This window comes from Pseudomonas sp. FG13, from assembly GCF_057809755.1.
The window spans coordinates 69,919-88,767 of sequence record NZ_JBMDKO010000021.1 but is presented as its reverse complement, the minus strand read 5'-3'; the positions used below and the strand labels follow the sequence as shown (position 1 = coordinate 88,767).

Below are 18,849 nucleotides of genomic sequence, written 5' to 3'. Positions count from 1 at the left end.
TGACTCAACAAGGAAGCGATCCGCGTCGAAGGGCGGTAGAATCCCTTCCACTTTCAGTTATCCACAAGTGGCCGACCCTTGCTTATCGAGTCCCGTCGCCGCGCCTATCTGACCGCCATGCAGGTGGTCAATTGGCTGCCGCGCACCGAATTGCCGTTCGCCGCCCCGTCGCGGCCTGAGCTGTTGGAAATGCCCGAGCCGGCAGAGGTCGCGCCGGTGGTTGCGGCCCCCGTGGCCCGGACCGTGGCCGAGCCGGCAGCGCCTGTGGCCGAACGGCCGAAAATCGAAGTGCCACGGCCTAGCCTGGCCTCGACCCGCACCGGCGCCAAACCGGTGGAGGACGCGCCGGAGGTGCCGGCCCCTGCCAGGGTCGCCCCGGTCCCGCCACCGCGCTTCGCCCTGCAATTGCTGCGTGCCGGACGCTGCCTGCTGCTGGTGGAACTGCCCACCGGCGAGCCATTCCAGAGCCGCGATCCCGCGTACCTGCTACTCAAGGACATGTTGCGTGCCGCCGGTCTGCCAGACAGTCCACAGATCGTGGGTGAACCGGTGCGCTGGCCGCTGTTGTCTCGCGGGACGATGGACCAGGGGCCGGAAGCTGCACGGGAGTTCGTCCAGGGTTTTGTAGCGGCGCGGCTCGAAGACGCGCCCTGCGCGTGTTTGTGGTTGGTCGGCCTGCCGGCGGTGAAGTTTGCTGGCGAAGCGGACGCGCAAGCGTTCAATCGCGAGCTGCAGATCGAAGGGCTGGGGGTGGCCTGGGCATTACCGGGCCTGGAACTGTTAATGGAAACGCCACAGCACAAGGCTGAAGTCTGGCAAGCCATGCGCCGGCTGATGGCGCGCTGGAAAGAATCGAATGAGTGATGCTGTTTCGTTTCGCCCGATGACCGAGGCGGACCTCGACGCTGTACTGAAAATCGAATACGCGGCCTACAGCCACCCTTGGACCCGGGGGATATTTCTCGACGGTCTGGGCAAGTACCAGATCTGGCTGATGTTCGAAGGCCAGCAGCAAGTGGGGCACGGTGTGGTGCAGATCATTCTTGACGAGGCGCACCTGCTCAACATTACCGTCAAGCCGGAAAACCAGGGCCGGGGGCTGGGCTTGCGCCTGCTGGAACACCTCATGTCGATTGCCTACAAGGCCGAGGCCCGGGAGTGCTTCCTGGAGGTGCGCGACAGTAACCGCACGGCGTTCCGGTTGTACGAGCGCTATGGCTTCAATGAAATCGGCCGGCGGCGGGATTACTATCCGGCCGTGGGTGGACGTGAAGACGCAGTGGTCATGGCTTGTACGCTGGTGGATTGAAGCCAGCATAGAAGGCTCCTGTGGGAGCAAGGCTTGCCCGCGATAGCGATGGGTCAGTTGTCGAGCTATCGACTGTCCTGGCCTCATAACGGGCAAGCCATGCTCCCACAGGCGTATAGGCAGCCTGGAGGGCTGCGTTTCACTCAGCGCTTGCCATCCAGTGGGTCGATATCCGCCATCTCGGCCTCGTCCAATCCATCGCCCCCGCCAATGTCATTTTCATCCACCACGCTCAGGTCCCAATCGGCCTGCTCGTCGTCGCCGGCTTCGTGGGCATCCCGGGCACCGTCTTCCCGGATCAGTGTCTCGGGGCTCATGTCATCGTCGGTCGGTTGATGATCATCCGTCGAGGCGCCGGTCATGCCGGCCTCGCGGACGCGCTCACGGGGCATCAAATGTTCGCGTTCGTTTTCCGGCAACTCGTCACCAATCTTCGCGCTGGGCTCGTCTTCATCGAATTCCAGTTCATGCATCGAACCCATGCGGTCTTCGTTGTCATCGATGGGCTCCGGTTGCGCCGCATCGAAAGGACGTCGTGAATCATTCATGGCAACTCTCCTACTTTGGGCCTTACTGGATGGACCGGTAGCCGTGTCGAGAATTCCAACGGCATTGACGAAGTGACCTCGACAGCCGCTCCGTTGTCAAAGATGCGCACTGTTCTCGAGGGCAAGACAGCATGAACGAACTACAAGATCTGATTGATAACAACGCGCGCTGGGCCGATGCGATCAAGCAGGAGGATCCTGACTTCTTCGCCAAGCTGGCTCGTCAGCAAACCCCTGAATACCTGTGGATCGGCTGTTCCGATGCGCGGGTGCCGGCCAACGAGATCGTCGGCATGCTGCCGGGCGATCTGTTCGTGCACCGCAACGTGGCCAACGTGGTGCTGCACACCGACCTCAATTGCCTGTCGGTGATCCAGTATGCAGTGGACGTGCTCAAGGTCAAACACATCCTGGTCACCGGCCATTATGGCTGTGGTGGCGTGCGGGCCTCGATGCAGGATCGCCAGCTGGGTCTGATCGATGGCTGGCTGCGCTCCATTCGCGACCTGTATTACGAGCATCGCGAAGCGTTGGCGCAACTGCCGACCGAAGAGGAACGTGTGGATCGCCTGTGCGAACTCAACGTGATTCAACAGGTGGCCAACGTCGGCCACACCAGCATCGTGCAGAACGCCTGGCATCGCGGACAGAAGTTGTCGATCCATGGTTGCATCTATGGCATCAAGGACGGGCGTTGGAAAAGCCTGGACACCACGATCAGCGGTTTCGAGCAATTGCCGCCGCAGTATCGCTTGCGTCCGGTGGGCGCCCCCTGATCTGACTGGCGTCAGTCGCGGTGACAGCGGCGGCGCCAGTGCTTCAGGAACTTCATGCCCTGTTCGTTGGGCGGTTCGTCATAGCCAGTGATCCAACCATGGCAATTGGACGAACCGCACCGACAGGCAAACTGCCGGTAGAGCTTCTGTTCCGTGCTGGCGTGATCCATCGTCAGGCAGTCGCCTGCGTGGATGGGCGTCAGCGCCCATAACCACAGTTCGCTCATGTCGAGAAAGACATTCGGGTTGCAGGAATGCAGCAGCAATCCGGCGAAGTGCGGGTCATACATATGGATGTCCGGCAGGACCTGTACGGTATGCGGGCGGCGCCGCCCCACCAGCAGCCCCGATACCCTGCACATCCGCTCCATGGGGGCGAACCTTTTCCGGGCGATAACGGCATTGCCGCGGCCGTTGGGGGTGCGTAGCACTTCGAAATCGCGGGCAGACGGATAACCCAGGCGGAGGCTGAGTGCTTTTTCCGGGTAAATGCAGCCCCGGTCCTGTGAAAAGGCTTTATCTGCAACGAAGATGGTCATGACAGTCCTTGTCGGTACAGGCCGACTTGCTGCCGTTGGCGTCCTGCCAACGGTCGTGAGTGACCTGGGTAGCTTCCTCCAAGTCCGGTGGGACATCTACTGTCAACTCTGACAGGCGCCAAAGGCGCTTTCCTGTGTGAGCGAAGGCTTACAAAGGAAAGTGGACCCGTGGCGAGGGCATATGTCCCCTCACCACAAGGCCTTCAGGGGTTATACCGGCTCGGATGGCAGCGGCATGGGCACCTTCAACTGCGGAAGTTGCGACTTGATCGCCGGCGTTTCGCATTTTTTCGCCGCGTCTTCTGGCGACAGCTTGCGAATCGAGGTGTAGAACAACTCGCAGGTTTTTTCCTTTTGCGTGACCTGCCAGGTCTGCGTGCACTGGTTCAATTGAGTCGTCGGGTCGCTGCTCGGCTTGCTGCCCATGCCGGCTTGCCAGCAGGCAGCGCTCAGGTCCTGGCCCATGACTTTCAGGCCTGCCGCGTCCGCCTTGGCTTCGTCGCCGCCATAGCTTTCCGGGTCGGCGGCGTACCAGATGTAGCTTGGGTGGTTGGAGCCCAGGACTGGAACCTTGACGCCAGCGGCGGGAGAGATGGTCGCCAGGCCGAGCACCGCCACGGTCTGGCCGTATTGGGTCTTGATCCAGTTCCGCACGGGGGCACCAAAGGCCACCATTGGCAGCGCGGTTCCGCTGGCGCTCTGGCTGACTTGCTTGACCATGGTGGTCTGGTAGTCGTTGAAGTAATCGTAGACACCCTCCAGCGTCGCGCCGGCAGTGGACGGAGCCGCGATGGGGGCGATGTCGATGATGGTCTGGTAAGCCGGCGTCTGGTCGGCGGCAATGCCGTTGGCCGTCAGCAGGGTGGCCCAGCGATCGGTGGTGGCTGATTCCAGGTAGTCCTGGGCCTGGGTCAGGGAATAATCAGGCGGGAAGTGCAGCAGTTCGACACTCTTGCGGTTTTCCAGGGCCATGCCCAGCGGCAGGAACAGGTACCAGTTGTAGGCCCATTTCTTGTCGTCGTTAAGCTTCGTGGCTCCCTTGTACGCCAGGTCACCGGCATCGAGCAGTTTGCTCAAGGGTTGGCCGTAGGCTTTCGGCACGCCGCTGATGTGGGCGTAGACCTTGCCGTTGTCGCGTTTGACGCTGACCTTGGCCGCGCCGTAGCCGTCACGTTGAACGCTCTGGGTCAGGTAGTGCTCGACGGTCTGTTCCAGCGTCCAGTTGCGGAAGCAGATGACGTTGCAGTTGTTGGGGTAAGCGAAGAGGCGAGTGACGCGTTCGGTACTGCCAAGCTGTACATCGATGTCGGCCCCGTGAACGGTGGCACTCAGGGCCAGGGCGGCAAGGGGAAATACTGCGAGTTTAGACATGCTCAGATCCTTTTCAGCGTTTGAGCCCTTCGAACAGGGCGCCCCCATACTGAAACAGACCGAGCCGAAGAAGAAGTGGGCCGACGTAAATATCGGCCCTTTTTTATGGCTTTATGGCATCACTGGCGGCAAATAGGCCAATGTTGTCCCGAGCGCCCATAGCAGCACCAACACCAAGGGGGTGTGCACCAACAGTTGCACGAAGGAAAAGCCGATCAAGTCCCTGGCTTTCAGCCCCAATACACCCAGCAGCGGCAGCATGTAGAAGGGGTTGATGAGGTTCGGCAACGCTTCGGCGGCGTTGTAGATCTGCACCGCCCAACCGAGGTGGTAATTCAGGTCATTGGCCACCTGCATCACGTAAGGGGCTTCAATGATCCACTTGCCTCCACCGGAAGGAATGAAGAACCCCAGGATCGCCGAGTAGACCCCCATCAACAAGGCGTAGGTGTCGTGGGAAGCGATCTGTACGAAAAAGGTCGAGATATGGTGGGCGAGTGTCTGGGCATCGCTGCCCTTGACCGTGGTCAGCAGCGCGGCGATGGAGCCGTATAGCGGGAACTGGATCAGTACGCCGGTAGTGGTCGGTACTGCGCGGGCCACCGCATCGAGAAAACTGCGCGGGCGCCAGTGCAGCAAGGCGCCGAGCATCAGGAACAGGAAGTTATAGGTGTTGAGCCCCGAAATCGCGCTGATCGCCGGCTTGGTCGAAAACTCGTGGAACAGCCAGCCGGCGGCCAGCAGCACCAGCGCGATGGTCAGCAGCGGGCTGTGCTCCAGCCATTCCCCAGGACGGGTACGGGGTTGCAGGGCCGGCATGCTGAAGCTGGGATCGATCCCGCAAGCGGCGGCGTCACGGGCGCTGTTTGGCCCTGGGGCGGTCGCATAGGCAACCAGCAGTGAAATGACGATCAGCGCCAGCAACATCACGCCGGACTGCCAGAGGAAGATGGTCTGGGTGAATGGAATGACGCCGGTGATCGACAGGATCGACGGCGGTAGGCTGGCCGGGTTGGCTTGCAATTGCGCGGCCGACGACGATAACCCCAAGGCCCACACCGCGCCGAGGCCCAGGTAAGCGGCGGCGCCAGCGGCGCGATAGTCCATTTTCAGATCGGTGCGGCGGGCGAGGGCGCGTACCAGCAGGCCGCCGAAGACCAGCGACAGACCCCAATTGAGTAACGAGGCGACCATGGAGATCAACGCCACCCAGGCCACTGCGGAACGCCCATTCCTTGGGATGCGCGCCAGGCGATCGATCAACCTGACGGCGGGTGGCGAGCTGGCGACCACGTAGCCACCGATCACGACGAAGGCCATTTGCATGGTGAACGGGATCAGGCTCCAGAAGCCATCGCCGAACGCCATGGCGGCGGCCGTAGGCGTGGCGCCGATGAACTGCGTCGCCAGGGCGACCACCAGCACTGCCAGCGCGGCAAAGACCCAGGAGTCGGGAAACCAGCGTTCGGCAAAACTGGAACAGCGCAAGGCAAAGCGGGCGGAGCGGCTGTCTTGGATGTCGGTGGTCACGGCGATTACCTCGATTCTTATGATTGCTTTTATGGGGACGGGTATCTGGAGCGGAGAGGCCCCGACAACGGTAGAACAATCCACTGACCATGAAAGACGGGCCTGGGTTCGCGAGCCTCTTGGAAAACGCCAGGGCGACCAATGGCACTCTTCAGAAAAAAGTCGCCGCGCCGATGGCATGAGAACAGCTTGTCAATTCTCCTGCCACCCGGAGCATGCTTATGTTCAATCAACGCTTGAAGCAGGAGCTGACGGCCCTGCGCCAAGAACTGTCCAGCCTCATGCAAGTGAAGGAAAGCCTGGACCGTGAAATGCTGGCGCTCACCCTCGATGCCGAGGGGAGGGTGCAGACGGTCAATCAGAGGTTTCTCGATGAAATGCACTACAAGAGCCAGGACCTCATTGGCCGGGGTGTGGAAGACCTGGTGCCGTCCTATCTGAAGTCCAATGAGTTCCAGCTTCGCTTCAAGACGGCATTGACCCGTGGTGAGCATTTTTCCGGTGCCGTGCGCCTGCTGCGGGGCAATGGCAAGGAAGCCTGGCTGCGCTCGATCCTTCAGCCTGTAAAAGGAGTTGATGGGCGAGTTCGTTATTTTTCGATGTATTCCAATGACCTGACCCGTACCATCGAAGGTTCTCGCGAGCATGAAAACCTCATTGGTGCGTTGGTGCGTTCAACGGCGGTGATCGAGTTTGATCTGGACGGTCACGTACTGACAGCCAATGACCGTTTTCTCAACGCCATGGGTTATAGCCTGGCGCAGGTCAAGGGCAAGCATCACCGCACCTTCTGCGATCCGGAGGAATACAACAGTCCCGCCTACCAGCAGTTCTGGAAACGCCTGAACAGCGGCGAGTTCGTCGCCGGCCGCTTCAAGCGCCTCGACAGCAATGGTCGTGAAGTGTGGCTGGAGGCTTCCTACAACCCGGTGGTCGACGCCAACGACCGACTGTACAAAGTGGTCAAGTTCGCCACCAACATCACCGACCAGGTCAACCAGGAAAAAGCCGTCGCCGAGGCCGCCAACATCGCCTACAGCACGTCCCTGCAAACCGACAGCAGCGCTCAGCGGGGGACTACTGTGGTGACCCAGGCCGTGGACGTGATGCGCGACCTGGCCCGGCACATGCAAACCGCCGGCGAAGGTATCGAGGCGCTGAACGAGCAATCCATGGTGATCGGCACCATCGTCAAGACCATCAGCGGTATTGCCGAGCAGACCAACCTGCTGGCGCTCAACGCTGCTATCGAAGCCGCCCGTGCCGGCGAACAGGGCCGAGGCTTTGCGGTGGTGGCCGATGAAGTGCGGCAACTGGCGTCGCGTACCAGCCAGGCCACCGATGAAATTGTCGGCGTGGTTCGCCAGAACCAGGACATGGCGCGTAATGCCGTCTCGCTGATGACGGACGGTCAACACCAGGCCGAACAGGGCCTGGCCCTGGCAGCCGAGGCGGGGACGGTGATCGTCGAGATCCAGGATGGGGCAAAGAAAGTGGTCGATGCCGTGAGCCAGTTTGCCAATCAGCTGTCGAGCTGAGGCAGGCGTTATTGTTTTTTACATATTAATTATTGTTTTACGATAATTTCGTAATTATGTTTGGCGCTCCCATACTCTGTTGGAGCCCTGACATGTGTTCGAATCGTCTCGCCCTGTACAGCCAGCGCATGGCTGCCATCACGCTTGTTTTCATTGTCGCGATGATGGTCGTCAACGCTGCTGCCTGGCTGTTTCCTGATGTTGCGTCAAAATACGGGTTGGGCTTTTCCCTGACCGAGCGGCAATTGTTCAGTCTGCCGGCAGGAGGGGCGGTAGGGTTGACGGGCTGGCAGCGTCTGGGGGGCATTCTTTTGTCCAGCGTGCCTCTGCTCGCGCTCGCGGTCGGACTGGTCAACCTGCGGCAGCTCTTCAGGCGCTATGCCCAGGGGCAATATTTTTCCAGTGAAGCCGCGGTTTATCTTGGAAACGCAGGTCGCGCGGTCGCACTATGGGTGTTGCTGGATTTCCTGTGCGAGCCGTTCCTCAGCCTGCTGGTCACGATCAATGCGCCGGTGGGCGAGCGATTACTGACTATCAGCATCACCGCTCCGTCCTTCGTCGCTTTGTTCCTTGCCGCCTGTATCGCCATCATTGCTCGGATATTGTCCCAGGCCAGTGAAGTCGACTCAGAAAACAGAACTTTCGTTTGAGAAACTCATGCCTATCGTGATTCAACTGGATGTGATGCTGGCAACGCGCAAGGTCAAATCCAAGGACCTGGCCGCCGCCATAGGCATTACGGAAGCCAACCTCTCCCTGTTGAAGCAGGGAAAGGTCAAGGGCATACGCCTGGCGACGCTCGAGGCTATTTGCAGTTACCTGCAGTGTCAGCCCGCCGATCTGCTGATTTATCAACCAGAGCGCGAGCTGTCATGAGTGAGTCGGATATTCGCTCAGTCCCCCAGGGCCTCCCCTTCACGCCGAGGATCGGCGCCCCCGGCCAGTGATGTTTTGCCTTGCGCATCGCGCACCCGGACGATGGCCTGGGTGCCGCTGGTCATGTCGATCTCGCTCACCGTGTGGCCTTTATCTTTCAGCGCCTGGATCAACGCAGGGCTGAATTGTCCTTGTTCCAGCTCAGTGGGGCCATTGCGGCTGCCGAAGTTGGGCAGGTTGATGGCGGTTTGTGGGTCCAGGTTCCAGTCCAACAGACCGATCACCGATTTGGCCACGTATTCGATGATCTGCGAGCCCCCCGGCGATCCGACAGCGGCCAGCAGCTCACCGTTCTGACGGTCGAAAATCAGCGTCGGTGCCATCGATGAACGTGGGCGCTTGCCGGGTTCGACGCGGTTGGCGACTTTCTGTCCGTTTTCTTCGGGGATGAACGAGAAGTCGGTCATCTGGTTGTTGAGCATGAAGCCCTGGACCATCACATGTGAGCCGAATGCCGATTCCACCGTGGTGGTCATGGACACGGCGCCGCCCTGGTCATCCACTGCCACCACTTGCGAGGTGGAAATACGCAGTGGCGAACGGTCCGGGGCGTAGGCCACCTGGATGCCCGGCGGCGTACCGGGTTTAGCGGTACCCATGCTGCGCGGGCCGATCAGGTTGGCGCGGCTGGCCAGGTAGCCAGGGTCGACCAGGCCCTGGATCGGTACAGGGACGAAGTCCGAATCGGCGACATACTGGGCGCGGTCGGCGTAGGCCAGGCGTTCGGCCTCGGCGATCAGATGCACAGCTTCCGGCGCGGGTTCGAGGCCGGCGGGTTTATCGCTCTTGATGGGTTTCAAGGGCGCGAGGGCGGAGTGGCTGTCGCGCTGTTCCAAAGCCTGCAAAGTCCCGAGAATCTGCGCGACGGCGATTGTGCCGGAGGAGGGTGGGGCCATGCCGCAGAGCTGCCAGCGCTTGTAGTCGGTGCACAGCGGCGCACGCTCCCGGGCGGCGTAGCCTTTCAGGTCGTTCAGCGAAAGGCTGCCGGGGTTGGCGTGGCCCTGCACCTTGGCGACGATTTCCCGGGCCACCGGGCCCTCGTACAACGCGTCGGGGCCTTCGTTGGCGATGCGCTTGAGCACACCGGCCAAGGCTGGATTTTTCAGCAGCGTGCCGACGGCTTTCGGGCTGCCATCGCTATTCAGGAAATAAGCAGCCATGTCCGGTGAACCTGGCAGGGACGGATCGCTGGCAATGATTGAGTGCAACCGAGGCGAGATCGGAAAACCTTGTTCCGCCAGCTTGATGGCCGGTTCGAACAGCGTTGCCCATTTCAAGCGTCCGTGTTTTTGGTGGGCCAGCTCCAGCGCACGCAACACACCCGGCGTGCCGACCGAACGGCCACCGATCTGTGCAGCGGTAAACGGCATGGGCTTGCCATCGGCCTGCAGGAAGAGTCGCTCGGTAGCACCGGCCGGTGCCGTTTCGCGGCCATCATATGTACGCACGGCCTTGCCATCCCACAGCACAATGAATGCACCGCCGCCAATGCCCGATGACTGCGGTTCCACCAGGGTCAACACCGCTTGCATGGCAATCGCCGCGTCGATGGCCGAGCCTCCACGCCGCAACATCTCCCGCCCGGCCTGGGCTGCCAGAGGGTTGGCTGCGGCGGCCATATGCTTGTCGGCGTGGCGGGACTGCAGATCCGCGCGGTAACCGGAGGTGATTTCCGGTGCGGTGGGTAATGCGGGCGTGGAGGAGGAGGGTGGAGCCTTGCAGGCAATGAGGGTGAGGGCGACAGCCAGCAATGAAGCAGCTGACAGGCGATGAAGGTTCGGTTTGAGGTCTGTAAGCACGTGTTGCTCCATCCGTGGCATGGGATATACAGTCGGACTGTAGCGATGCGAGACGCAGGGTGCAAACCGACAGGGACCCGCTTCTCGGCAGTAGCCGGAACTAGGATTGATCCGCATCACGGAGGAAAGACCTGATGAAACTGATTGGCATGCTGGATTCCCCCTATGTCCGTCGCGTGGCGATCTCGCTTGATCTGATGGGTGTCTCGTTCGAACACGTCGCACTGTCGGTCTTCGGTTCGTTCGAGGCGTTTCGCGCGATCAACCCGGTGGTAAAGGCCCCCAGCCTGGTATTGGATGACGGTAGCGTGTTGATGGATTCGACACTGATCATCGACTACTTCGAGGCGCAAAGTCCCGCTGACAAGAAGTTGATGCCGCAGCAGGCCATGTCCCTGGTCACTTCGCTGCAAATCCTGGGATTGGCGCTGGCTGCTTGCGACAAGGCGGTGCAGATTGTCTATGAGCGCCAGTTACGCCCTGAGGAAAAACGTCATCAGCCTTGGCTGGACCGGGTGGTCGGGCAGTTGCTGGCGGCCTGCCGCGAATGGGAAACCCAACTGGCGTGCCTTCCGCCGGCTGTCCAAGAGAGGCCGGATCAGGCCACCCTCACCAGTGCCGTCGCCTGGTCTTTCATTCAACTGATGGTCGCCGATATCGTCAGGGCAGATGATTTTCCCGTGTTGCATGCTCATGCGGCCCGGTTGGAAGAAACCGAATCGTTCAAGCGCTATCCCCAGGCTTGAGGGCGGCGCATTTCATCAGGCACGATTGTCGGTCGGGCAACTTGCTTAAACCCGATTTGCCATAGTGCTTGAATGTGAGTGCTTTCACAGTGCTCTGATTCCGATCTGCACATGCCGCTGCCACTTCGCTCCCCCGTGACATGGCCACAGGGAAGCTTTGCGTTCAATTGCATTGACTGAATGAGCGCCGTGAACACTCAGGCTTTCGGTTGATAGCGCTCAGCGGCGTGGGCTTGGCGAATCTCTGACAGCAAACCCTGCCGCGCTTGATCCAGCGTCGTCCAGCGTGCCTCGGTGTGTAACGGTGGGATGGTGACCAGCTCGCGGCGATCAAAGCCGATCAGTGCGGCATCGACCAACTCTTCGACGTCCATCACTTCACTCAGTGAATTGACGTCTATCCCTGCGCGCTCCCAGATTTCGGTGCGGGTGGCGGCTGGTAATACTGCCTGGACATAGACGCCCTTGGGCGACAACTCCAGGTGCATCCCTTGGGACAGGAACAGCACGAACGCTTTCGAAGCGCCATACACCGACATACCGAATTCAGGCGCCAAGCCCACCACCGACCCCAGGTTGACGATAGAACCCGCACCGGACTGTGCAAAGCGGGGAGCTACCGCAGCGGCGAGCCGCGTCACGGCTACGACGTTGAGCGAGACAAGCCGATCGATCGCCTCGGCGTTCTGTTGGACGAAAGCACCGGATTGAGCCAACCCTGCGTTGTTGATCAGTACGCCAATGCGCGAGTCGTCACGCAGGCGGGTTTCGACCGCACTGAGATCGGCAGGGTCGGTCAAGTCGGCTTGCATAACATCAACAGCAATGCCGTGTTCCGCATGAAGGCGGGTGGCCAGGGCATCCAGGCGTTCTTTGTCACGGGCGACAAGGACAAGATCATGGCCGCGTTTGGCAAAGCGTTTGGCATAGGTGGCGCCGATGCCGGTAGAGGCACCTGTGATCAGAACAGTGGCAAGCGTTGTCATGTTGGAATTCCTGAGGGCGTGTTGTGCAAGAAGATGAGTGGGGAAACTTCAACCAGCGAGTGTCGGGTAGTCGGTATAACCTTCGGCGCCGCCACCGTAGAGCGTCGCACCGTCGAGCGGTGTCAACGGCGCAGCGGTTTTCAAGCGTTCAACCAGGTCCGGGTTGCTGATGAACGGACGGCCGAAGGCAATCAGATCGGCCTTGTCCTCGTTGAGAGCAGCGGTAGCCAATTGCAGGTCGTAACCGTTGTTGGCCAGGTAGGTCTGCTTGAATCGCTGACGTAATGCGTCGTAGTTGAACGGTGCTACATCGCGTGGGCCGCCAGTGGCGCCTTCCACTACGTGCAGCAAAACAATCCCCAGCGCATTGAGCTGCTCGACGATGTATTCGTACTGGGCTTGCGGGGCGCTGCTGGAGACGCCGTTGGCCGGCGAGACCGGCGAGATCCGCACGCCGGTGCGCTCGGCACCGATTTCGTCGACCACTGCCGCGACGACTTCGATCAGCAGACGCGCGCGATTTTCTATCGAGCCGCCGTAGGCATCCGTGCGCTGGTTGGCGTTGTCTTTGATGAACTGATCAAGCAAATAGCCGTTTGCCCCATGGATCTCGACGCCGTCGAAGCCCGCGGCAATGGCGTTCGCCGCCGCTTGGCGAAAGTCGTTGACGATGCCTGGCAGCTCGCTCAATTGCAGGGCACGAGGCTCCGAGACGTCGGCGAAATGGTTGTTGACGAAAGTCTTCGTCTGCGCCCGGATCGCCGACGGTGCCACGGGGGCTGCGCCATCCGGTTGCAGGTCGACGTGCGAAACACGGCCAACGTGCCAGAGCTGCACAAAAATGTGCCCACCCGCAGCATGCACAGCGTCCGTCACTGTCCGCCAGCCGGCGATCTGCGCGGGCGTATACAGCCCCGGGGTGTCTTGGTATCCCTGCGCCTGCGCTGATACCTGGGTGGCTTCGGTGATGATCAGGCCGGCCGTGGCGCGTTGGGCGTAATAGGTTGCGCTCAATGCGCTCGGGACCAGGCCGGCGCCCGCACGGTTACGGGTCAGGGGTGCCATGACGATGCGATTAGAGAGCGTCAGGTCTCCCAGGAGATAGGGTTCGAAAAGCGATTTCTCAGACATGATTTCCAGCTTCTGGTGTGGGAATGGTTCTAATGATTGCGATCGAACTCTAAAATGTCAATCTTTTGATGTTGATTGACATCAATGTAACTGGAGGCTGGGTGGGGGGCGCCTGGATGGACGATGAAAGCCATGAGGAAAGAAGCGCAGATTTCCCACGTGCGATGGGCAATGTGAGAGGTTGTGTTGGAAGAGGGCGGGGTCTTGCAGGCAACGACAGTGAGAGTGGCAGTCAGCGGCGAAACGGCTGACAGGCGATGAAGGATCCACCACGATGGTTCAGGCAATCATGGCGGTTTTTTTCAGGGCATAAAAAAACGGCTTATCTTTCGATAAGCCGTTTTTAGTACTTGGTGGCTACACAGGGACTTGAACCCCGGACCCCAGCATTATGAATGCTATGCTCTAACCAACTGAGCTATGTAGCCAAGTGGCGCGCATTATTCGCCGGTAGCGAGGATGTGTCAAGCGTAAATCTGAAATATTTCTCTGCGCTTTCAACCGCTTATCCTTCCTCGCTACAAATGCCCCTCAACCGAGTTGAAATCTCCCGGTATTCGCGCTCAGCGCCTGGCTTCCCTGGCTCAGGGTATCCGCTGCCAGGTTCACTGCTCGTGCACCGTCCAGCAAGCGCATGGCGGCTTGATCGACCTGCTGGATATTGCCGCTGACCTCGTCGGCCGTGCTGGCCTGTTCGTCCACTGCGGTGGCGATCTGCGCCAGGGTATCGGTCACGCTTTGCACGGCGCTGGCGATTTCCCCCAGGCGTTCGCCCAGGCTGGTGACGGCTTGGGCATCGGTCTGTGCCTGCTCGCAGGCAGCTTCCATCAGGCTGACTGCTTCATTCACCGTAGCGCGCAGGCTGTCGACCGTGCCTGCAATCTGCTGGGTGGAGGACTGGGTACGCTGCGACAGGCTGCGGACCTCATCAGCCACCACCGCGAAACCGCGCCCCTGTTCCCCGGCACGCGCGGCTTCGATGGCGGCGTTGAGGGCCAGCAGGTTGGTCTGCTCGGCCACGCCACGGATGGTGTCGACCACCAGTTGGATCTGCTGTCCCTGTTCGCTCACGCGGCCCAGGGCGGCGGCGGTGTCGTTGAGGCGCTGGTTGAGCTGCTGGATGCTCGCGGTCGTGCGTTGGCTGTCGCGACTGCTATCGGTAGCGATGCGTCGGGTCTGTTGGGCGCTGTCGGACGCCTGTTCACAGCTTTTTGCCACGCCTTGAGAGGTCGCGGCCAGTTGCGTTGCCGCAGCGGCGATCTGGCTGATCTGCATCTGTTGGGCTTCGACTTCTCCCAGGGCGCCGCTGGAATGGGTATTGAGGGTGCGCACGGCATTGCTCACCTGCGACGTCTCGTGGTCGACCCCCAGCAGGCTGTTGCGCAATTGCACCACGGCGACGTTGAGGGCGGTGCTGATCGCCGCCAATTCATCGCGGCCTTGCACCGGTACTTGCAGGCTGAGGTTGCCGTCACGCAGGGCTTCGGCCAGCAAGGTGATGCCGCTGGCGCTGCGGCGGATGGACGCTTGCAGGCAGACAAACAGGTAGAGAGCCGCCAACAGCAGGCAGCCCAGCACTGTCGCCACCAGCGTGAACTGGCGGATCGCCGTGGCGTGATAATGGTTCAGCCGCGTATCCAGAGCCACCAGGGATTGCTGGCGCAAGGCGGCCAGATCGGACAGCAGGGCGTCCAGGTGTTTCTCGAAGTCTTCCGGCTTGAGGCTGATGGAGCCGCCGAACACGCCGTCATCCAGCACTTTCAGTTCGGCATCCAGATGCTTGAGGCTGCCTTGGTATTGACCCGCCCAGGTTTGCAGTTCGCTGGGCAAGCGTGCTTCCAGGAGCCCACCGGTCTTGAGCAATTGATCCCGGGCGTCGCCGATGCGACTGCGCAGGTCCCGCAGTTGCAGGCGGCTCTGCAGAGTGAACTGGCCCGACACCACCGAGGCTTGTCCGACGCTGGCCAGGCGCCCGACCCGCTCGATCAGCTCGGGGGTCTGCTGGGTCGAGATCTGGGTCAGCAAATAGGTTTCGAGCCAGGAGGCGAGGGTCAGGCGATTGTCCATCACGATCTGCTCGCGCAGAGCTTGCAGCGCACTGAGGGCGGCGGTGAAGCGGTCATAGCCGTCTGGCCACCAACCCACGGCGCCCAGGCTTTTCGAATCCAGGCCCTTGAGGCTGGTCTGCAAAGCTTGGTAGCGGGCGAGGATATCGGCTTCGGCGCCTTCGGCCTGCAAGGTGGCGTTCAGGTCATCGGCGGCCTGGTTGAGGGCCGGTTGTACGGCATCGAAAGCCGCCATCGCGGCAAGCGTGGCAGGCGTAGGTTGCCGATTGGTTTCCGTGGCGCGCCAACGGGCAGCGCGGTTGCGCTGGGCGGTGAGCAGGTTGTCCAGGTTGTCCAGGGCCAGTAACTGGCGGACCCCGGCACGTTCCCCGGAAATCAGGCTGAGCTGATCGCGATAGTCCTGGCCGATGATCCACAGACTGCCCATGAGTGGCAGGATGAAGAGCAAGAACAACAATTGGAATTTACCGGCGAAGCCGAAACGTCCCAATAATCCGATGCCCGGTGATAGAAAAGCCTGCATGCCCATACTCCCCTGAACACCCTTGCACTCTTTTTGTGCGTTTCTACACAAATGCTGAAACAGGTGTTCTTTTAAAAGGCCTCGAAAATTCGCTCTGATCGCTCTGTACGCGGGCTCTGTAGCGAAACTTCCCATTCTCGGTTCCCTTTGTAAGGGACCGCGTTATAACGAAAAATAAGGCAAGATTCAGACCATGGCGTTGAGCTATCACCTTGGCGGCGGGGATTTTTTAGGTCGATAGCATGCTAATTAAAAACGTGCCGCACTAAAATGGCGCATTGCGGGGCCTGTCAGCGTGCGCTCCCCGTTCGCTGAGTTGAAACGATACGAACGTTGGGTCGCCGAGTGTGCTCTCGTCACGACTAAAGTACTGATTTGTATAAGTCCTAAGTTGATGTTGTAGAAATATTGCCCGTGTTAATTTGCTGCTGTGGTTGTTGGTTTGAATGGATTCTGCGGCTTTATTCAAGGGTGATCCTGGGTGATAGCAGAAGCAGGCTTTACATTCTTTCCGCCTATCGCCCTTGCCTTCCTGGAAATAAGCCTCCGGTTTCTGATTCGAACGCCTCTTCCGCTACCGAGTGGATAGAGCGATGAATGCTTTCCCCCCACTTGCCACGTTTCAATGCTGGTAAACAGCTGTATCGCCGTGTCCTTGAAGGCGTTCGTTCGAGGCGGCGTAAGCAGCGGTGATCGATTGTTATTCGCCACGTCGTGCACACGTTGAAATGCCGCCGTCGTTGTTGACGGTAGCAATAAATAGAATCAGGCAGGGGTCAATATGAAGTTCAAGTCGTTGCAGGCACGTATTTGTGTCACGGCGGGCGTATGCCTGTTTGTCTCATCGGTCAGCCTGGTTGCCTACGGGCTCTTCACCGCTCGCGCCAATGAGCATTATGTTTCGACGGAAGTGACGGCACTGGTTGAAAAATCGACGATTCGGGAAATTCAGAACCTGGCCGAGTCCCGCGCCAACGCCATTCAGGCCAGGCTGCAAAACGCGCTGGATGCAGCCCGCACCATGGCCAATACCTTTGCCGCCGGCAAGGCCGTGCAGAGCCCGCTGGCATTGGGCAGGGATCAGATCAACAGTGTATTGCTCAGTGTCCTCAAGGATAATCCTGACTTCAATGGCACGTATTCCTGCTGGGAGCCGGATGCATTGGATGGGCAGGATCGCGCTTTTCGAAATGCCCAGGATGGCAACAATCCGCTGACCGGACGTTTCACGCCCTATTGGACCCGCAGCGCGGACGGCCATGTCGCGGTGCAACCGCTGGTGGAGTATGACTCCCCTGACCGTCACCCCAATGGTGTGCCGAAGGGCGGTTGGTACAGCGGCCCGCGCGACACCCTGAAGGAAAGTGTGTTGGACCCCATTCCCTATGTGGTCCAGGGCAAGAATGTCTGGCTGACCACCTTGTCGGTGCCGATTGTGTCCGGCGGCAAGTTCTACGGGGTGGTCGGGGCTGACTTCGATATCGCTTTCATCCAGAAACTCAGCGAGCAGATGTCTGCCGATCTTTACGATGGCAAGGGGTCTGTTTCGATCATGAGTAACCAGGGACTGGTGGTCGCGGACAGCAAGCGTACTGATCTGATCGGGCAACCCATCAAGGCCTTGTTGCCCGATTCCTGGGAAAAGGTGCTGAGTGATATCCAGCGTGGTCGTGGCGATGGCCTGCTCAATCCGCAAACGCAGAATATTGAAGTGCTGATGCCCATTGAACTGGGACGCACGGGTAAACCGTGGGCAGTACTCATTCGCTTGCCCAAGGCGGTGGTCATGAGCCAAGCGATTGCCCTGGAGCAGGAGTTGCAATCGCGCAGTATCAGTAACAGCGTCTGGCAAGTGTCCGTAGGGCTGGGCATTTCACTGTTGGCTCTCGTTGGCCTTTGGCTGGCCGCGGCAAAAATCGTCGGGCCGATTCGCGAGGCTGCTGCCCTGGCGGCTCAGATCAGCCTGGGGGATTTCTCTCGTCGCTTGGTGCAGAAGTCCGAGGACGAAGTCGGGCAGTTGTCCATCGCGCTCAACGACATGTCCGAGAGTCTGCAGCGACAGGTCAGGGTGGCCGAGCGCATTTCCGAAGGCGATCTGGACCTGGAGGTCCGGCTGTCTTCACCTCACGATACCCTGGGCAAGTCGCTGGAAAAAATGGTCACCAACTTGAACCAGTTGATTTCCGAGGTCCAAGTCAGTGCCACCCGAATCAGTGGCAGTTCGGCGCAGGTCACCGATCTGAGTCAGTCCTTGTCCGATGGGGCGGCCAACTCGGCCTCGTCCATCACCGAGATCAGCGCGGTGATGACCCAGATGGCTGCCCAGACCCGGGACAATGCCGCCAATGCCAAGAAGGCCGATGAGCAATCCCAGTCATCACGGGCCGATGCAGGCGAGAGCGACAAGTTGATGAGCGAGCTGATTGCCGCGATGGCCGAAATCGATAATTCGGGCAAGGACATCACCGCGATCATTACCACCATCGATAACATTGCCGCACAAACCAACCTTCTGGCACTGAACGCCGCCATCGAGGCTGCCCGGGCCGGTGAGCTCGGGCGCGGTTTTGCCGTGGTCGCGGATGAGGTTCGCACCTTGGCAGCCCGTAGCGCCGAGGCCGCGCAGCAGACGGCCGCGTTGATTGCCGATTCCTCGAACAAGACCCAGCGCGGCATGATCATCGCCGGACGAACCGCCGAGTCTCTCAAGAATATCGTCAGTGGCACCAGCGCGGTGTCCAGCCTGGTTTCGCTGATCTACCAGGCTTCCAGCGAGCAGGCTTCAGGCTTGCAACAGGCCAGTGTCGGGTTGGAACAGATCGATGAGGTGACGCAGAAAAACCAGTCGAGCTCGCAGGAATGCGCGGTGGCGGCCAAGGATCTGTCGGAGCGGGCGTCGCTGATGCAACGGGTGTTGAGCCGTTTTAAAGTCAAAGGGGGCTAGTACCCGTTCCCAGGCGTATGGCCAAGCATGTCAAATCAGCACAAGAAGCCCTGCATCGGTGATGGATGCAGGGTTTTTTGTCAGATTCTGTAATAATTCGCCTCGCA

At 60.1% G+C, this 18,849-nt stretch carries 16 protein-coding genes, 1 tRNA gene and 2 pseudogenes; 10 read left to right on the top strand and 9 right to left on the bottom strand.

Going from position 1 to position 18,849, the window contains the following annotated elements; all coding sequences use genetic code 11:
• Positions 1 to 78: 78 nt before the first annotated feature.
• Positions 79 to 864: an energy transducer TonB gene (locus ACODTO_RS17805; protein WP_489106811.1), complete on the top strand. Its 786-nt coding sequence runs from the start codon at positions 79 to 81 to the stop codon at positions 862 to 864.
• Positions 857 to 1,309 carry a ribosomal protein S18-alanine N-acetyltransferase gene (gene rimI, locus ACODTO_RS17800; RefSeq protein ID WP_003205585.1) on the top strand — a complete coding sequence of 151 codons (453 nt, stop codon included), beginning with the start codon at positions 857 to 859 and terminating at the stop codon, positions 1,307 to 1,309. The genes ACODTO_RS17805 and rimI overlap by 8 nt, the downstream gene beginning before the upstream one ends.
• Before the next feature lie 143 nt (positions 1,310 to 1,452).
• On the opposite strand, the gene ACODTO_RS17795 is transcribed toward rimI, so the two are convergent.
• A complete protein-coding gene (locus ACODTO_RS17795) occupies positions 1,453 to 1,857 on the bottom strand; it encodes a serine kinase/phosphatase (RefSeq protein WP_139644717.1) in 405 nt (134 codons plus the stop codon).
• A 131-nt stretch (positions 1,858 to 1,988) separates the two neighbouring features.
• On the opposite strand from ACODTO_RS17795, the gene can reads away from it, so the two are divergent.
• Complete coding sequence (can, locus tag ACODTO_RS17790; protein ID WP_041023284.1) at positions 1,989 to 2,633, top strand: carbonate dehydratase; 645 nt, start codon at positions 1,989 to 1,991, stop codon at positions 2,631 to 2,633.
• Positions 2,634 to 2,644: 11 nt separating this feature from the next.
• Here the strand turns inward: can and ACODTO_RS17785 are convergent, their stop codons facing one another.
• From ACODTO_RS17785 to ACODTO_RS17775, 3 genes are all read right to left on the bottom strand, one after another.
• Positions 2,645 to 3,172: an SET domain-containing protein gene (locus ACODTO_RS17785; protein WP_139644719.1), complete on the bottom strand. Its 528-nt coding sequence runs from the start codon at positions 3,170 to 3,172 to the stop codon at positions 2,645 to 2,647.
• Between the two features lie 210 nt (positions 3,173 to 3,382).
• On the bottom strand, positions 3,383 to 4,543 hold the full coding sequence (locus ACODTO_RS17780; protein ID WP_489106810.1) for a hypothetical protein: 1,161 nt from the start codon (positions 4,541 to 4,543) through the stop codon (positions 3,383 to 3,385).
• A 111-nt stretch (positions 4,544 to 4,654) separates the two neighbouring features.
• The gene (locus tag ACODTO_RS17775; protein ID WP_175363502.1) at positions 4,655 to 6,073 is read right to left on the bottom strand and encodes a short-chain fatty acid transporter; all 1,419 of its coding nucleotides are present in this window, start codon (positions 6,071 to 6,073) and stop codon (positions 4,655 to 4,657) included.
• A gap of 215 nt (positions 6,074 to 6,288) precedes the next feature.
• Here ACODTO_RS17775 and ACODTO_RS17770 point away from each other — a divergent pair.
• From ACODTO_RS17770 to ACODTO_RS17755, 4 genes and pseudogenes are all read left to right on the top strand, one after another.
• A pseudogene (locus ACODTO_RS17770) lies at positions 6,289 to 7,071 on the top strand (PAS domain-containing protein); the annotation flags it as partial.
• Positions 7,072 to 7,179: 108 nt separating this feature from the next.
• On the top strand, positions 7,180 to 7,611 hold the full coding sequence (locus tag ACODTO_RS17765; protein ID WP_434007084.1) for a methyl-accepting chemotaxis protein: 432 nt from the start codon (positions 7,180 to 7,182) through the stop codon (positions 7,609 to 7,611).
• A 92-nt stretch (positions 7,612 to 7,703) separates the two neighbouring features.
• The gene (locus ACODTO_RS17760; RefSeq protein WP_175363501.1) at positions 7,704 to 8,261 is read left to right on the top strand and encodes a DUF2975 domain-containing protein; all 558 of its coding nucleotides are present in this window, start codon (positions 7,704 to 7,706) and stop codon (positions 8,259 to 8,261) included.
• A gap of 7 nt (positions 8,262 to 8,268) precedes the next feature.
• Positions 8,269 to 8,487, top strand: a complete 219-nt coding sequence (locus ACODTO_RS17755; RefSeq protein WP_139644729.1) for a helix-turn-helix domain-containing protein — start codon at positions 8,269 to 8,271, stop codon at positions 8,485 to 8,487.
• Positions 8,488 to 8,504: 17 nt separating this feature from the next.
• On the opposite strand, the gene ggt is transcribed toward ACODTO_RS17755, so the two are convergent.
• Positions 8,505 to 10,358, bottom strand: a complete 1,854-nt coding sequence (gene ggt, locus ACODTO_RS17750; RefSeq protein WP_489106814.1) for a gamma-glutamyltransferase — start codon at positions 10,356 to 10,358, stop codon at positions 8,505 to 8,507.
• Between the two features lie 122 nt (positions 10,359 to 10,480).
• On the opposite strand from ggt, the gene ACODTO_RS17745 reads away from it, so the two are divergent.
• Complete coding sequence (locus ACODTO_RS17745; protein WP_175363499.1) at positions 10,481 to 11,092, top strand: glutathione S-transferase; 612 nt, start codon at positions 10,481 to 10,483, stop codon at positions 11,090 to 11,092.
• Between the two features lie 197 nt (positions 11,093 to 11,289).
• Here ACODTO_RS17745 and ACODTO_RS17740 read toward each other — a convergent pair whose 3' ends face one another.
• The 4 genes from ACODTO_RS17740 to ACODTO_RS17725 all read right to left on the bottom strand — a co-directional run bounded on the left by ACODTO_RS17740 (position 11,290) and on the right by ACODTO_RS17725 (position 15,798).
• The gene (locus ACODTO_RS17740; RefSeq protein ID WP_175386933.1) at positions 11,290 to 12,078 is read right to left on the bottom strand and encodes an SDR family NAD(P)-dependent oxidoreductase; all 789 of its coding nucleotides are present in this window, start codon (positions 12,076 to 12,078) and stop codon (positions 11,290 to 11,292) included.
• A 48-nt stretch (positions 12,079 to 12,126) separates the two neighbouring features.
• Complete coding sequence (locus ACODTO_RS17735) at positions 12,127 to 13,209, bottom strand: alkene reductase (protein WP_139644735.1); 1,083 nt, start codon at positions 13,207 to 13,209, stop codon at positions 12,127 to 12,129.
• A 351-nt stretch (positions 13,210 to 13,560) separates the two neighbouring features.
• Positions 13,561 to 13,637, bottom strand: a tRNA-Met gene (locus tag ACODTO_RS17730).
• A 103-nt stretch (positions 13,638 to 13,740) separates the two neighbouring features.
• Positions 13,741 to 15,798, bottom strand: a complete 2,058-nt coding sequence (locus ACODTO_RS17725; RefSeq protein ID WP_489106809.1) for a methyl-accepting chemotaxis protein — start codon at positions 15,796 to 15,798, stop codon at positions 13,741 to 13,743.
• 781 nt (positions 15,799 to 16,579) lie between these two features.
• Between ACODTO_RS17725 and ACODTO_RS17720 the strand changes: the two are divergent.
• Both ACODTO_RS17720 and ACODTO_RS17715 read left to right on the top strand, forming a co-directional pair.
• Positions 16,580 to 17,842, top strand: a pseudogene (locus ACODTO_RS17720) (PDC sensor domain-containing protein); the annotation flags it as partial.
• Entirely contained in the window at positions 17,837 to 18,742 is a 906-nt protein-coding gene (locus ACODTO_RS17715; RefSeq protein ID WP_434010954.1) for a methyl-accepting chemotaxis protein, read from the top strand. The pseudogene ACODTO_RS17720 and the gene ACODTO_RS17715, both read left to right, overlap by 6 nt.
• Positions 18,743 to 18,849: the final 107 nt, after the last annotated feature.